We start from the raw sequence: 13,166 nt of genomic DNA on the forward strand, positions 1-13,166 counted from the left end.
TCGGTTGAGGCGGTAAATCCGGATCAGTCGAGTCAAAGCCTGGCCGACTTCTCGCCCGGGACCCGGGCCGGCTGCCGTAGCGCGCCACGGCAGCCGGACGGACAGCTCTTTGCCCGTAGGTCCGGTTGCGACAGGATGGTCCTGTCCACCGACCGTCCGGCAGGAGCGGCATGCCATCGACGATGATCGACCAGTCGGGTGACCCGCCGGTCACGGTCATCGACTCCCACCTGCACCTGTGGGACCCACGGCTGCTTGACTACCCGTGGCTGGCACAGGTCCCCCGGCTACGGCACAGCTACCTGCCAGCGGACCTCTCGACCGCCACCGCCGGGCTCGGATCGGGCGGCTTCCACCTCGAAGCGGTGGTGTTCGTCGAAGCCGGCCGGGCCGACACGGACGCCGACGCCGAGGTCGACTGGGTCGAACAGCTCGCTGCCGGAGGGCCGATGCTCCGGGCGGTGGTGGCCCACGTGCCGCTGGAGCGGGACGCCGGCGCAAGGATCGCCGCGCTGCGCCGCCATCGGCTGTTCACCGGGGTACGTCGCAACCTCCAGGACGAGGCCGACGGCTTCACCACCACCGACGATGTCACCGCCGGAGTCCGGCTGCTGGGCTAGGCCGGGCTCAGCTTCGACCTCTGCGTGCGACACCACCAACTGCCCGAGGTGACGGCCCTGGCGGCCCGGGCGCCCGAGGTCACCTTCGTCCTGGACCATCTCGGTAAACCACCGGTGGCCGTCGGCGGCAGCGCGCGATGGCACGACGACCCAACCCGCGTCGCGCAGTTGCCGAACGTGGTCTGCAAGCTCTCCGGGCTGGCCACCGAGTCGTCCCGTGGCTAGCTCGGTCAAGACCTGTTGCCCTACCTCGAGCACACGTTGCGCCAGTTCGGGCCGGACCGGTGCCGGTTCGGCGGGGACTGGCCGGTGGCGACGCTGGCCACCGGCTACCGGCGCTGGCTCGGGGTGGTCCGGGCCGCCTGCGCCGAGCTGCCCGGACCGCATCGGCAGGCGGTCTTCGCCGGCACCGCACGGCGGGTCTACCGGATCGACTGACCGCGCGGACCGCCGGGTAGCCGGCCGCCCGCCGCCGCGCGGCGTGACGTCACCGCACGGCACGCCGGGCGAAAGCCCACAACGCGGCGGCGGTGGCCGCTACCGCGACCCCCGACAGGACCAGCAGGCACAGACTGATCGGCAGGTGGGTCACGTGCGGCGCCATCGCCGCGCGGAGCGCCTCCGCGGCGTACGTCATCGGGTTCGCCGCGGTCGCCACCTGGAACCACGGCATCTCGGCCAGCCGCTGCCACGGATAGTGCACACACCCGGTCCAGATGATCGGGGTGACGAACAGCGAGAAGGTGGCCTGGATGCGCTGCAACGGCAGCACCGTCGCCAGGGTCATGCCCAGCGCCGCACCGACCCAGCCGGCCAGCAGCACCACCACCAGGGACAATGGCAGCGCCGACCAGCCGCCCGGTGCGGACCCGACGACCAACGCGCCGAGCGGGTAGACCACCACCGCAGCGAACAGGCCACGGAGCGTGGCGACCATCAGCTTGCCGACCGCCACCAGCGCCGTCGGCAGCGGCGACAGCAGCCGGTCCTCGATCTCCCGGGTGAAGCCGAACTCCTTGACCAGTGGTACCGCCACGCTCTGCAGCGCGGTGGTGAAGGTGGCAAGGGCGACCGTACCGGGCAGCAGGATGTCGGCGAACCCGGCACCGACGATGCCCTGCATGGTCAGCACCTGGGTAAAGATGAACAGCATGAACAGCGGGGTCATCAGCACCTGCGCGAGGACGAACCAGATGTCCTTGCCGGCGACGAACAGGTCCCGCCACAGGATCGCGCCGAAGGCCCGCGCCACCGGTGGTCGCGGTGGCGCGGGCGGTGGCGCGGGCGGTACCGACGACGCGGTGGCGTCCGACGACGGTACGGGGGTGACCTCGGCCAGGCTCAACGGATCTCCTTACCGGTCAGGCTCAGGAAGATGTCCTCCAGGCCGGGCTTGCCGATGTGCACGTCGGTCAGCTGGGCCGCGCGGCCGGTCAACACCGTCAACGCCGGACCGAGCACGGCGGCGGGGTCGGCGTCGAGGTGCAGCCGCAGCCGGATCTCGCCCGCCGGTCCGTCGGCCGCAGCCGCCGGTGCGGCGGCGAACAACGCGGCGAACCGTGGATCATTGCGGGCGGCGGCGAGCTTCGCGGCCTTCCGGGGATCGGACCTGGCGGCGGCGATCCGGGCCGCGATCCGTGGATCGGCGGCCAGCCCGGCGAGCCCCGGACCGCCACGACCCGCCGGGCCGGGGGCGGCCGCGCCGCCGGTGGTGACCTCGCCGGTACGGACCCCGTCGAGTGCGGTGAGCGCGGCGAGCAGACCAGTCGCACCGTCCCCCGGCCCGGGGCGCACGGCCAGGTCCAGCACCGCCCGGCCGGCGACCCCGCGTACCAGGTTCGCCGGGGTGTCCAGGGTGAGCAGCCGGCCGTGGTCGACGATCGCCACCCGGTCGGCCAGCTCCGCCACCTCGGTCATCTCGTGGCTGGTCAGCACGACGGTCACCCCACGCTCGCGCAGCTGCCGGATCCGGGCCCGGATCAGCAGCCGGGCCTGCGGCTCCAGCCCGTTGGTCGGTTCGTCGAGGAAGACCACCCGGGGGTCGTGCATCAGCGCCCGAGCGATCATCAGACGCTGGGACATGCCGCCGGAGAAGAAGTCGACCCGCGAGTCGGCCTGCTTGTCCAGCCCGAACTCGGTCAGCAACCGGTCGGCCCGGCGGCGCCGCTCGGCCCGGGGAACCCCGTGGTACGCGGCGTGGCTGAGCAGGTTCTGCCGGGGCGTCAACGCCCGGTCCAGGTTGTTGTACTGCGGCACCACGGCGAACCGGGTCCGGGCCGCCACCGGGTGCCGGACGACGTCGACGCCGTCCACCCGCGCCGTACCCGAGCTGGCCCGGATCGTCGTGGTGAGCACGCCCACCGTGGTCGACTTGCCGGCGCCGTTGGGCCCGAGCAGACCGAAGACCTCACCGGGTCGGACCGCGAACGACAGCGAGTCGATGGCGTTGCGGTCCTGGCCCGGGTACCGCTTGACCAGGTCGACGACCTCGACCGCCGGTCCGTAGCCGGGCGGGGTGGCCGGTGCCGGGGCGGCCGGTGCCGCGTCGGCGTCGGGACCGTCGACCAACGGGTGGGTGCCGGTACTGGACATCTCTCTCCTGCTCAGGCGGGTCTGGGATGCGAGGCGAAGAACTGCCAGCTGGTCGCGGTGGCGTCCAGTTCGGTGGCGGGCGGGTCCAGGCCGAGCAGCCGGCCCGCCGCAGTCATCTCGGAGCCGGGCCACTGGTGCCCGGCACCGTCGATGGTGATCAGGGTGACGCCGCGGCCTGCGGCGCAGTCCGCCATCGAGGTGGTGACACTCCTATCAGTGGCGGTCCGCGCGGCATCACACTCGTCGATCTGCCGCCACCGGCCGACCAGGTCCGGTACGGCGGGGCCGTCGACCTTGTCCGGCACCCGGCCGTTGCCGGCGCCGTCGCGGCGCCCCGGGCCGCCGGTGTACGGGATCGTCTCGTCGCCGGTGCCGTGGATGTGCAGCACGGAGATCGGCTCCGGGGCCGGGCAGTCACCGAGCATGGTCGTCGCCACCCCGGTCACCGCGGCGAACGTCGAACTGTCGCAGGCGATCCGATAGGCGAGCATGCCGCCGTTGGACATGCCGGCGAGGTAGTGCCGGTCGGGGTCGAAGGAAAGCCGCTGCCCGAGCGACTCCACCAGGGTGAGGACGAACCCCACATCGTCGACACCGTCGCGCGCGGAAGCACCGCAGCACTCCTCGGTCACCGCCCACGCCCGGTTACGCGAGTCCGGATAGACCACGACGAAGCCGTGCTGGTCGGCGACGGCGTTCCAGCCGTACCAGGACTCGGCCTGCCGGCCGCTGCCGAGCAGACCGTGCAGCATGACGACGACCGGGACCGGCGTCGTCTCGGCGACGTCGGCCGGGCGGTACACCCGGTAGGTCCGCTCGTAGCCGTCGACGCTGATCGACCCGGCCGACGAGCCGACCGGCGGGGTGTCGACCGGAGCGACCACCCCGCCGGCCACGGACGGCGGGGTGGTGCCCGATGTCGGCGGTGCCGGGTCCGGCGCCGACGTGCAGCCTGCGACGAGTGCCCCGAGAACTCCCGTGACGATCAGAACCGCCGACCGGCGTCGGAACCGCGACATTGCTCACCTGCTTCTCTTAGTGGTGGTGTTGTTTCGGAGTCAACTGAATCAACTCCCAGCCGCCCTCAGGGACGTCATCTGTCGGATCTGTCCGCAGATTCATCGGGTTGGCCATACCGAGGTATACCGTGGACCCGTCCACCACCATGCTACGGACGCCGTAGTTGAGGTAGTTCCCGAGACCGGCGTTGTCCACCATTTTCGCCGGCCGGTGCGGCGACTCGAAGACCCAGAGATCGGCGCCGAAGGCCAGCTCCACTTCTTCATCTTCGTCGTCACCAGCGCGAGCGGCGTCGACCGGTGGCACCGGCTCATCCTGCTGCAGCTCCTTCGCCAGGTAGCTCCAGTCCATCGTGCCGACATAGAGCCGGCCACCGGCGACGACCATCTTCCAGGTGTAGTTGAGCGTCGGGTTGTCGAACCCGGACGCCCCGTAAAGCGGGGTGTACCCGGTCGAGGTGCTGGCCCAGACGCCGGCGCCGTCGCCGGCCTGCGGGTCGTAGGCGGGTAGCGCACTGGCGCCGTACAGCAGGTCGACCCGGTCACCGCGGCCGCCACCGCGCTGGCCGTGGCCGTGATGATGGCCGTGGCCGAAGCTGCCCCGGAAGACGCCGATTGCACGCTGGGTGTTGCGCACCGAGTCCCGTATCCCCTGCTCGTCGGTCGGCGGATACACCGCCAGATGCACCGTCGTCGCTTTGAAGGGCACGTGCATGGTCCCCCAGTAGAGGTAGCCACCGTAGGACGCGAGCCCACCCAGCCCGTAGGTGCGGGCGATTACTGGATCCGGCTCGTACTCCATGACGTGCCACACCCGGGTCCACCGGTCGACGTCTCGGCTGTCCAGGCCGGGTCCGTTCGCGGACAGCTTCGGGCTCATCCAGACCCCGGCGATGTTGAGCGGAATCGGGTCCTCGTCGGTGGGTTCGTCGGCGATGCCGGCGGTCGGTGACACCGGTCCCGGTCCGAACGACTGGGTGTCCTCCGCACCCGGCCAGGTGGTGACGAAAATCCGGCCCCGGTGCACGGTCAGGTCGACCGCCTGAGCCGGCAGGTCCGCCACCGGCAGGAAGCTGAACGGGTCGGACTTGCTGCCGGTCCACCGCAACACCAGCCCGCGCTGGCCACCGTTGGGGCCTACCCCGACTCCGGCGTACATCTCGCCGTCGGCGATGACGAAGTGCCGGATGTTGCCGTACTCGGTGAAGTTTCGCGAGCCGAGATAGGCGCCGGTGTCGGCTTCGAACGCGAACAGGTTGATCGTGGCACCGAGCGCCGGACCACCAAGCAGCACCACGCCGCGGTGGTTACCGGCGGCCCGGAAGCCGACGGTCCGCAGCAGGCGGGCCTCGTCATCGGGCGAGGCGCCGCGCAGGTCGGCGGTGCGTTCGACCATGCTGCGCCGCTTCAGGTCGTAGGTGTACACCCGGGGGGCCCGGTGGTCACCGACGGTCGGCGGCAGGTCCGGGTTGGCGCGGGCGATCTGGCTCTGGCCGTACTCGCAGACCCAGTCGTCGTTGCGCGTCGGCTGTGTGTTGCGCAGGTTGTTGCCGCTGGTCAGGCAGTTGGGGTTGGCGCCGGTGCCGAACCACAACCGGTCCTTGTAGCGGGTCAGTCCCCAGACGTAGGCCTGGTTGACCTTGGGCTGCCCTGCCTCGCAGGGCGGTCCCGGCGGATAGTCGACACCGATGTCGACGAAACACTCGTCGGCCGACGCCTTGGCCAACAGGGTGCTCTGGTAGCGGGTCCCGCCGTGGTGTCCACCGTGCCTACCGTCGGTGGTGGCTGCCGACTCGGTACCGGCCACCGGTGCGGCGGCGGCCGGGCCGGCGGCCAGAAGCAGCCCGGCGAACACGGCGGCGGCGACCGACCGGCTCGCGGATGGGCACAACCTACGCATCAAACACTCTCTCCCTCTACTGTGGCTGACTGGTGCGGGATGGCTCCGGGTCACACGGCGGCGGTCTGCCGTACCGAGCCACCCTTGCCCACCCGGCCGGCGACCTGTCGGGCCCAGCCGGACGGGTCGTCGAACTCCAGGAACTCACCGAGCCGGGCCAGCTGCGGCTCCGGGTCGGCGACCAGGTCCTCGTAGGTCATCGTGAACAGGTGCGCTGGCGGATTGTCGGCGAGCGCCTGCTCGGCCTGCGCCGCCATGAACGCGCAGAGCCCGAGGTAGCGGGTGCTGTCTTCGCCCCGCTCGCGAAGCAGGTCGGCGGTGATCCGGCCAGGTAGCAGGTGCTCGAGTTCTGCCGGCACCCGCTGCTCCGGGCCCATCTGGAAGGGGTCCACGCCGCACCGGGAGACGAACTCCAGGCGCAGCTGGATGAGCTGGAACGACGAGTGCCGGCTCATCGACCGGGCGGTGTCCGCCCAGTTGCGGGTCAGGTAGACGATCCGGGTGTCCGCGAACGACCGCAGCAGGTACGGGGCGATCTGGCTGGACCCGCCGGACCGCTCCACCCAACGCCGCCGGCCGGTCAACCGGGTGAGCAGGTCCAGGAACATCCGGTGATGGTCACCGAACGGCTGCTCGGGGAAGTCCGGCACCTGGTTGGCGAGCTGGTCGAACAGACCGTCCGGGTCGTCGGTGAGCTTCGGCAGGGTGATCGCCAGCAGTTGCGGCAGCTCGGTCAGGTTGCCGGCCCATTTGCCGTCCGCCGGGTAACGCACCTCCTTCGGCGGCAGGCCGATGGCGAACAGCGTGGTCAGCTCCGGCTTCGGGCTGCTCAGCACCTGCCAGTACGCCGCCCCGGTGATCGGCTCCCCGGCCTTCGCCCATGACGGGGTGGCCATGAAGAACTCCTGGACCGACAGGGTCGCCGGCTCCTCGACGATCAGGTCGGACAGCAGGGTGGAACCACACCGCCCACTGCTGATGATGATCGCCCGTCCGGGCGCCTCGAACTGCATCGAAACCTCCTGGTGGAACGACGACGTCAACCGCGCAAGGCGGGCTGACCGGTGTCGGCGATGTGCCGGGCGAGCCAGGGCGATACCTGGCGCCGGACCTGGTCGCGGGCGGTGACCAGCACCGCGTGCCGGTGCCCAGGGACGACCACCAGCTCGGTCTGCGGCAGCAGTCGCACCAGCGCCGGAGCCAGATCGGCGGCGGACGAGTCGCTACCGAAGATTCCGAGCACCGGGCAGGTGATCGCCCGTAGCGCGGCCGGGTCGGCGGGTGTGCTGGCCGGCAGGTCCCGGCCCGCGGTAGTGGTGGCGACGAGCCGGCGGACCGCCGCGGCGTACCGGGCGCCCCGCTCACCCCCGCGGGTAGTCAGCGCCGGCGGCTCGCCGTCGCCGTCCGGCTGCGCGGCCCGCTCCAGCTGACGGCCCACCCGGGCGAGCCACTTGGCGGTGGCCGGCGCCGACTCCACCGCGACCAGCGAGGCGACCCGGTCCGGGTGGCGGGCCGCGTACCCGAAGGCGATGGAACCGCCCAGCGAGTTGCCCAGCAGGTGCACCGGCGCATCGACACCGAGCCGGTCCAGCAGCGCGGCCAGGTCGTCGACCAGGTCGTCCAACCGGTAGCCGGCCGGCGGCCGCTCGGTCCGTCCGTGGCCCCGCAGGTCGTACATGATCACCCGGAATCCGGCGTCGGCCAGTGGATGTGCCAGGCTGAGATACCAGCTGGCCAGGCTGTCCGGCCCGATACCGTGGATCAGGACCGCGACCGGTCGGCCGGCCGACGATTCGGCCGCTGTGCCGACCGCCGGGCCGGCACCAGGTTCGCCGCCTGGGCCGGCATCCGCAGCGGCGGCCACTCCCCCGGCGGCCGGGTCGGCAGCCACCGGTGGGAGTTCCTGGACATGCGTCACCAGGCCGTTGACCTGGATCATCGTCACTGGCCGGCCACCTGCGCCACGCTGGCCGGCGGGCTGTCCAGCGCGGCGGCGATGTGCTCGACCAGTTCGCCGACCCGCAGCGCGCGCAGCGAGTCCACGTCGAGCCCCGCAACGAACTGGGCGAAGTTGACCGAGTCGCCGTACCGGGCCTGCAGCCGCCCGGCGAGCGAGATGACGTCGATGCTTTCCATCTCCAGGTCGTCCCGGAAGCTGGTGTCCATCGTGATCTCCTCGTCCGGATCGATGCCGGGCAGCACCGCGCGCAGCATCTGCGAGATCTCCGTCAGGATGGTGTCGTGGTCGGCGGGCATGATGCGGGTCTCCTTGTCAGGACGTCGATCGGCTTTCTCGGCAGGTCGATCGGGCCGTTCTCGGGGCCTACCGGGTAGGTTCTTCCGGGCCCCAGGTCCAACCAACGACGTAGCGTCGCTGCGGCAGGTCGGGCGGGTTCTCCAGGCTCCGGCAGGTGACCCGGTAGGACCTGCCGGAGGGAGCCTCGATCAGCAGGGTGCCGGCGTCGACGGCGGCCACCCGTAGCCGGCGGGGCGCTCCGTCCAGCCCGGTCCCCTCCGCCTTGCCGGCAGCCTCCTTGGCCGCCCAGAAACAGGCGAACCAGAACCACCGGTCGCTGCCGGCACTGACCTGGTCGAGCAACGCGACCTCCGCACCGGACAGGGCGTAGTCGACCGTGCTGTCCGGCCGGTCGGTGACCTCGACGATGTCGATACCGACGCCGGGGCCGTCCGGCGTCAGCCGGGCCGGGCCGGCGATCGCCACGGCGGCTTCGGCGCAGTGCGCCAGGGACAGGTCGCACTCCCGCAGGTCCCGGCCGGGACGCAGGTCGGCACGCGGCCGGCCGTTGGGGTCGTTGGCAATGGTCAACTCGATCGGGTACACCTCGGTGTGCCCGGCGTCCCACTGTCGGAACCGCACCGCGTCCTTCGCCGCGATCCGGCCGAGCAGCCACTGTTTGCGGGTTTTCCCTGGTTGCCGCTCGTAGTCGGCGGACGCGGCGGTACCGAGGATGCCGCGCGCGGCCATCGACTGGGTGACCAGATCGGTCCAGCAGTCGAACACCGCGGTCCACCCATCCGGCTGACGGACCGACATCGGGTGACGTTCCGGGAATCGTTCCGCCGGACGTGCCTGCGGGTGGCTGTCGAACCGACGGTCGACCGCGCCGTCGATCTGCGCCCAGACCCGGCCGCCGACGGACAGCTGGGTGTCCGCGACCAGTTGCGTGTCGTCGATCGATCGGACCCGGGCGACGCACTCGAAAGCCGTGCCGGGCTCGGGCGGCGGGCCGAAGAACCGGACGTGGCCGAGACCGACCGGCAGCGCCACGGTGCGCACCGGCTGGGTGGTGATGAGCCAGTTCCCAATCAGCTGCAGGGCATTGTCCAGCAGGGCACCCGGCGGGACGGGCGCGGTGACCACGCCGCGTACGTGCATCTCGCCGAGGGCGTGCACCGTGGTCACCCCGTGGAACTGGGGACCGTGGAACATCAACCGCTCCGCGTACATCTCCTCGGCGCTGATCCGGGGAGCGGTCTCGGTGGCCGGGTCATGGGTCCACGGTTCGCTCACCGGGGCCGGATAGTCGGCGGCCACGTCGACCGTCGCCCGGGCGAAGCTGCCGAAGTTCACCGCGTACGAGTCCGGGCCGGCCGACCGTACGACGATCTCGACGTCCTGCGCCGGTGCCGCGATGGTCCACCGGTTGAACCGGGCGTCGCGCACACCGACCACCCGCAGACCGGGGACAGCCTGTGCGACGGCGTCCATCATGTGGTGCACGACGGTCGTCGCCGGCACCACCGGCCACCGGTCCTCCGGGTTCGGCCAGTCCTCCGGCTGCACGAAGAAGCAGTGGTCGAGCAGGTACGGCATGGTCTGCACGGAGACCCGCAGGGTGGTCCGGGCGATCTCGGTGCGGGGCGGTGGGGCGGCCGTCGGCACCGGGGCCGTTGACACCGGGGCCGTTGACACCGGGGCCGGGCCGGCGGGTCGGGTGGCGGCGTCCAGCACGGTCACTGCGCCGTCCGCGGTGTCCCGCAACAGCGCGGCGAGCTCGGCGGCGGCCTTGGACCGGCTGGCGAGCCGGTGCAACGCGGTGAGCGAACCGGCCGACGGCTCGGATGCTGCCGACGGCTGGGCAGCGGCCGACGGCTCGGTTTCCGCCGGCGATTCGGCGTACGCCGGTGGCCTGGGTTCAGCAGGCGGCGCGGGGACCTCCTGTGTGGCGGCGGCGGTGGCCGACGGTTGGCCCCCGGCGACCGGCAGAGTGGACGGCCGGTGTGACGGCAGATCGGCCAGGCCGAGCAGGGTGTCGGCACCCGGCCCGAGGCGCACCAACGGGCCACCCAGGTCCAGTTGGATCTTCGGCCCCCGGCGCGGTGGTGCCGCCGGGGCAGCCGGTGCCGGCGTCGCCGGGGCGGCGGGTGGCCGCAGCGCCCGCAGGTCCGGTGCCGCGCCCTCCACCCACAACGCGGTGGCCACCCGGCGCAACTGATCGAGACCGGTACGGTGACCCACGTTGACCGGCATCGCGAGATGTTCCCGACCCCGCAGATTGTCGCTGACCAACGACGCCAACTGTCCCGCGCCGACCTGCAGGAAGACCCGGAACCCGGCGTCGTACATCGCGGCGGTCAACTGCCGGAACCAGACCGGCTCCATCATGTGCCGGACGAAGATCTGGTTGACCTGCTGCTCGTCGGCGGGGAACGGCGCCGCCAGGGTCGCCGACCAGACCGGGACCGTGGTCGGATGCACCCGCCAGGACTGCAGGGCGATGCCGATCGACCGCAGCCCGTCGGCGAACGCCGGAGTGTGGAAGGCCGACCGAAACGGCAGCTTCTGGCACAGCACGTTGCGCCGACGCAGCTCGTCGATCAGTCGGTCGACCTGCTCCTCCGGGCCGTTGACCACTGACTGCGCGGGCGCGTTGTCGTGGGACAGGACAACTCCCGGATAGCCGCCGAGCACCGGCGTCACCTGGTTGGCACCGGCACCGACGGCCGCGAAGACATAGCCGGACACCGCCACCGAGTCGGCGTCGAACAGTTTGAGGAAACCGTCCATGTCGGTGGTGCTGACCTGCCCGCTCACCGCCGCGGCGGACCATTCACCGATGCTGTGCCCGGCGACCGCGTCCGGTTGGATGCCGATCCGGCCGAGCACCTCGTCGAGGAACTTTCCCACTTCGATCAGGCCGGCACCGTGCCGACCCAGGTCGGCCGCGGACCACTCCCGGTCCGCGAGCCCGAAGTGCGCGGCCAGATCCTTGGTACGCGGCGTGAACTCGGCCTCCAGCCCGGGAAAGACGAACGCCAGCTTCCCGCCGGCGGTCAGCAGCGGAGCCGTGGTGAACCAGATGTCCCGGGCACCCCGCCAGGGCTCCCCCCGGCTCACCGCACGCCGGGCGGTGGCCAGCCGCTTGTCGGTCGGGTCCACCACACCGATCCGGCACGGCGGCGCGGCGTGCGCCTGCGGTCCGTCGGCGAACGCGGCACCCTCGCGCCGTACCAGCGAATCGTCGCGGTCCAGCAGCGCGGCGAGGCCGGCCGGGTCGTCGGCGGCCAGCCACAGTACCTGGTCCGCTTCCTCGACCTCGACGCGGGCCGGGCGGGCCGGCTGCCCGGCCGTACCGTTCGGCACGGCCGCCCAGGCGGACGGGGCGGACGGCGGCTGCTCGACGATCAGGTGGGCGTTGATCCCACCGAAGCCGAACGCGTTGACCCCGGCGCGGCGTGGTCCGTCGCTCTCCCACGGCTGGGCGGCGGCGATCGGCGCGAACCGGGTCGCGGCCATCTCCTCGCGGGGCTGCCCGCAGTGCAGGGTGGGTGGCAGGACGCCCCGGTGCACGGCGAGGGTCGCCTTGATCAGGCCGGCGATCCCGGCTGCCGGCATGGTGTGCCCGATCATCGACTTGACCGAGCCGATCACCGGCCGCGGCCCGCCCTGGTACCCGCCGAACACCTCGGCGACGGTGACGAGTTCGGCGGCGTCCCCGGTCGGCGTTCCGGTGCCGTGCGCCTCCAGCAGGCCGAGCGCGTCCGGCGCGGTCGGATCCAGGCCGGCGGCCTGCCAGGCCCGCCGGATGGCCAGCGACTGTCCGCTGCTCGCCGGGTTGAACATGCTCGCCGACCGGCCGTCACTGGACACGCCGCTGCCGCGGATCACCGTGTACACCCGGTCACCGGCGTCCAGCGCGTCGGCAAGTCGTTTCAACACCACGATCCCGGTGCCCTCACCGATCAGCAGGCCGTCCGCCGACGAGTCGAACGGACGGATCTCACCCTGCCGGGACAGCGCCCGGAGCTGGCTGAACACCGACCAGAAGCTGATGTCGTGCACGTGGTGCACACCGCCGGCGAGCACCGCGTCCAACCGGCCGGCCCGCAGTTCGGTCACGCCCTGGTCGACCGCGATCAGCGACGAGGCACAGGCGGCGTCGATGGTGTAGGACGGGCCGCGCAGATTCAACCGGTTCGCCACCCGGGAGGCTGCGAGGTTGGGCACCAGCCCGATCGTGCCTTCGGGCTGCTGCGGCCCGAGCCGTTCGTCGAACTTGCGCCGGACGCGGTCGAGGCTCTCCGGCGGCAGGTCCGGGATCAGCTCCTTGAGGATGCCGATGACCTGGCTGGACATCCGGACCCGCTGGGCGTAGCGGGCCTGGGCCGGACTCAGGATCCCGCCCCGGCCGAGCAGGACGCCGATCCGGTCCCGGTCCGGCAGCCGGTCCTGGCCACCGGCGTCGTCGATGGCGGCGGCGGCGACCTGCAGGGTGATCAGCTGGTCCGGCTCGATGTCGCCGATCGAGGTCGGCATGATGCCGAAGCGCAGCGGCTCGAAGCTCGCGTGGTCGTCGACGAACCCACCACGCCGGCAGTACATCCGGTCGGGGCGGTGCGCCTGGTCGGGATCGTAGAACTCCTCGTCCCAGCGGTGCGCCGGCACGTCGGTGATGGCGTCGACGCCGTCGACCAGGTTGCGCCAGTAGGCGTCCAGGTCGGGGGCGCCCGGCATCAGCGCCGCCATGCCGACGATGGCGATCGTCTGGTGTGGGTCGTTCAGGTCCGACATCT

General features: G+C 71.8%; 9 protein-coding genes and 1 pseudogene. 2 read left to right on the top strand and 8 right to left on the bottom strand.

The features are described from left to right. Nucleotides 1-170: 170 nt before the first annotated feature. Nucleotides 171-620 (top strand): amidohydrolase family protein, encoded by a 450-nt coding sequence (locus ACFHW1_RS08715; protein WP_416553391.1) that lies wholly within the window; start codon nt 171-173, stop codon nt 618-620. Nucleotides 621-635: 15 nt separating this feature from the next. Then, nucleotides 636-1,058: pseudogene (locus ACFHW1_RS08720) on the top strand (amidohydrolase family protein); the annotation flags it as partial. A 49-nt stretch (nt 1,059-1,107) separates the two neighbouring features. Here ACFHW1_RS08720 and ACFHW1_RS08725 read toward each other — a convergent pair. The 8 genes from ACFHW1_RS08725 to ACFHW1_RS08760 form a co-directional block, all read right to left on the bottom strand. Continuing rightward, nucleotides 1,108-1,965 carry an ABC transporter permease gene (locus ACFHW1_RS08725; RefSeq protein ID WP_416553395.1) on the bottom strand — a complete coding sequence of 286 codons (858 nt, stop codon included), beginning with the start codon at nt 1,963-1,965 and terminating at the stop codon, nt 1,108-1,110. Next, a complete protein-coding gene (locus ACFHW1_RS08730; RefSeq protein ID WP_416553397.1) occupies nt 1,962-3,212 on the bottom strand; it encodes an ABC transporter ATP-binding protein in 1,251 nt (416 codons plus the stop codon). The genes ACFHW1_RS08725 and ACFHW1_RS08730 overlap by 4 nt, the downstream gene beginning before the upstream one ends. 11 nt (nt 3,213-3,223) lie before the next feature. Further along, nucleotides 3,224-4,231, bottom strand: coding sequence for an alpha/beta hydrolase family esterase (locus tag ACFHW1_RS08735; RefSeq protein ID WP_416553399.1), 1,008 nt, complete (start codon nt 4,229-4,231; stop codon nt 3,224-3,226). A 16-nt stretch (nt 4,232-4,247) separates the two neighbouring features. Then, nucleotides 4,248-6,131: a hypothetical protein gene (locus tag ACFHW1_RS08740; RefSeq protein WP_416615206.1), complete on the bottom strand. Its 1,884-nt coding sequence runs from the start codon at nt 6,129-6,131 to the stop codon at nt 4,248-4,250. Between the two features lie 50 nt (nt 6,132-6,181). Then, nucleotides 6,182-7,144, bottom strand: a complete 963-nt coding sequence (locus ACFHW1_RS08745) for a sulfotransferase domain-containing protein (protein ID WP_416553402.1) — start codon at nt 7,142-7,144, stop codon at nt 6,182-6,184. Between the two features lie 26 nt (nt 7,145-7,170). After that, complete coding sequence (locus tag ACFHW1_RS08750; RefSeq protein ID WP_416553463.1) at nt 7,171-8,070, bottom strand: alpha/beta fold hydrolase; 900 nt, start codon at nt 8,068-8,070, stop codon at nt 7,171-7,173. 2 nt (nt 8,071-8,072) lie between these two features. Continuing rightward, complete coding sequence (locus ACFHW1_RS08755; RefSeq protein WP_282231140.1) at nt 8,073-8,387, bottom strand: acyl carrier protein; 315 nt, start codon at nt 8,385-8,387, stop codon at nt 8,073-8,075. A gap of 67 nt (nt 8,388-8,454) precedes the next feature. After that, nucleotides 8,455-13,164: a beta-ketoacyl synthase N-terminal-like domain-containing protein gene (locus ACFHW1_RS08760; RefSeq protein WP_416615207.1), complete on the bottom strand. Its 4,710-nt coding sequence runs from the start codon at nt 13,162-13,164 to the stop codon at nt 8,455-8,457. Nucleotides 13,165-13,166: the final 2 nt, after the last annotated feature.

Source organism: Micromonospora sp. LOL_014 (genome assembly GCF_048060245.1).
GTDB lineage: Bacteria > Actinomycetota > Actinomycetes > Mycobacteriales > Micromonosporaceae > Micromonospora_E.

Bases quoted from the DNA above. Each gene is read 5' to 3' on its own strand.
- ACFHW1_RS08750 (WP_416553463.1), bottom strand. From the start codon at position 8,070: ATGATCCAGGTCAACGGCCTGGTGACGCATGTCCAGGAACTCCCACCG.
- ACFHW1_RS08740 (WP_416615206.1), bottom strand. From the start codon at position 6,131: ATGCGTAGGTTGTGCCCATCCGCGAGCCGGTCGGTCGCCGCCGCCGTG.
- ACFHW1_RS08745 (WP_416553402.1), bottom strand. From the start codon at position 7,144: ATGCAGTTCGAGGCGCCCGGACGGGCGATCATCATCAGCAGTGGGCGG.
- ACFHW1_RS08735 (WP_416553399.1), bottom strand. From the start codon at position 4,231: ATGTCGCGGTTCCGACGCCGGTCGGCGGTTCTGATCGTCACGGGAGTT.
- ACFHW1_RS08755 (WP_282231140.1), bottom strand. From the start codon at position 8,387: ATGCCCGCCGACCACGACACCATCCTGACGGAGATCTCGCAGATGCTG.
- ACFHW1_RS08760 (WP_416615207.1), bottom strand. From the start codon at position 13,164: ATGTCGGACCTGAACGACCCACACCAGACGATCGCCATCGTCGGCATG.
- ACFHW1_RS08730 (WP_416553397.1), bottom strand. From the start codon at position 3,212: ATGTCCAGTACCGGCACCCACCCGTTGGTCGACGGTCCCGACGCCGAC.
- ACFHW1_RS08715 (WP_416553391.1), top strand. From the start codon at position 171: ATGCCATCGACGATGATCGACCAGTCGGGTGACCCGCCGGTCACGGTC.